Here is a 1,622-nt window from a genome sequence, read left to right as displayed (position 1 = left end):
GCGGCAGGCGAGAGGATGCGAGCATGTCCTTGCTTAACGAATCCGACCAGGACGGCGGGCTGATCCAACTGGCGCAGGCGGGGCGCGGCTCTTTGGGCGAGCCGATCGGCAAGGTGGACACGCTGCAGGGCGAGGTGACGATCACCCGGGTTGACGGCACCAAGGTGGTGGCGGCCAAGGGATCGGACGTCTTCCAGGGCGACGTGGTGGCGACCGGCAAGACCGGCAACCTGGGCATCGTGTTCGCCGACAAGTCGACCTTCGCGCTCGGCAAGGACGGCCAGATGACCCTGGACGAGATGGTCTACGATCCGGCCACCTCGAAGGGCAAGATGGCGGTGAATGTCGCCGAGGGTGTGTTCTCCTTCGTCAGCGGGCAGATTTCCAAGACCGGCGTCGACGCCATGGTGGTCAAGACCCCGGTGGCGACCATCGGGGTGCGCGGCACGGCGATGGCGGGCAAGGCGGGGGCGGAAGGCAAGTCCAACACCTTTTCCATGCTGCCCGATCCGGGCGGCGGCACGGGCGAGTTGTCGGTCAAGACGTCGGTGGGGACGGAGACGCTGAACACGCCGTTCTCGTCCACCTCGATGAGTTCCAAGTTCAACACGCCCTCGCTGCCGGTCCAGTTGCCGAGCAGCGTGGTGTCGCGGGTGTTCGGCGACGTTTCCAAGTCGGCCGGGGCGAGCTTTTCGTCCACCGCGCCCTCGGGTCCGACCGGTCCGGCGGGGACCACGGCCACCGGCGCGGCGGCGCCCCAGACCCAGCAGCAGGCGGCGGCGCGGGCGTTCGAACAGGCCATCGCCCAGGGCAAGTCGCCCGAACAGGCCATGGCGGCGGCGGCGGAAAAGGGCGCCGACGTCAAGCATGTGGAAAAGTGGGACAAGATCGGTGTCGGCCCCTTCGCCAACCAAGCCATCGCCGAACAGGTCACCAAGGGCATCCTGGATTCCCAGAACAACAAGGCCCAAGGCGGTCTGGGCTCCGTCAAGGACCCTTTGGGCGCCGGCTCGGGCAGCACCCGCGACTTCGGCGCCAACCAAGCCCAGGTCGAACCGCCCAAGGACGAAGGCGAGAAGGCGCGCGAGCAGGTCGCGAAGGACATCAAGGAAGGTCGCGACGAATCCGCCAAGGATCTCGTCATGGCCCCGCCCAAGGACATCGCCGATATGGCCATGCAGGCCTTCGACGAGTTCATCGCCTTCAACGGCCAGTTGACGACCGCCCTTCAGGACATCGGAATCAACGGAGCGGTCGACGCCTTCGATTTCAACACCCTCGCCCAGAACATCGCCCAGACCTTCGACGCCGGCTTCATGTCGGATGCCGTCGGGTCCTTCATGGACAACGCCTTCGGCCAGAACATGTTTTCCGACGGGCAGTTCAATCCCGAGACCCTGGGATTCGCCCAGGATCTGTTCTTCCAGTCCGAGTCGGCCCAGGACCCCTTCTTCCAGCAGCAGTTCGCCGATCAGGCCGGCCTGTTCGACGGCGGCGCGCAAGGCTTCCAGGACGCCTTCCAGCAGCAGTTCAACAACATCTTCACCGACGTCTTCACCGAGCAGGTCATCCAGCAGGGCACCACCAACCAGTTCCAGGAATTCCTGGTCGCCACCACCGGC

At 65.7% G+C, this 1,622-nt stretch carries 1 protein-coding gene; it reads left to right on the top strand.

Annotated elements, in window-relative coordinates:
- Window positions 1-23: 23 nt before the first annotated feature.
- Window positions 24-1,622: FecR domain-containing protein (locus H7841_18410; GenBank protein MEO5338832.1), on the top strand; the 1,599-nt coding region annotated here is incomplete at its 3' end.

This window comes from Magnetospirillum sp. WYHS-4 (assembly GCA_039908345.1).
Lineage (GTDB): Bacteria > Pseudomonadota > Alphaproteobacteria > Rhodospirillales > GLO-3 > JAMOBD01.
Note: the sequence above shows the minus strand (reverse complement) of the source record. Positions and strands in the feature narration are given on the sequence as shown.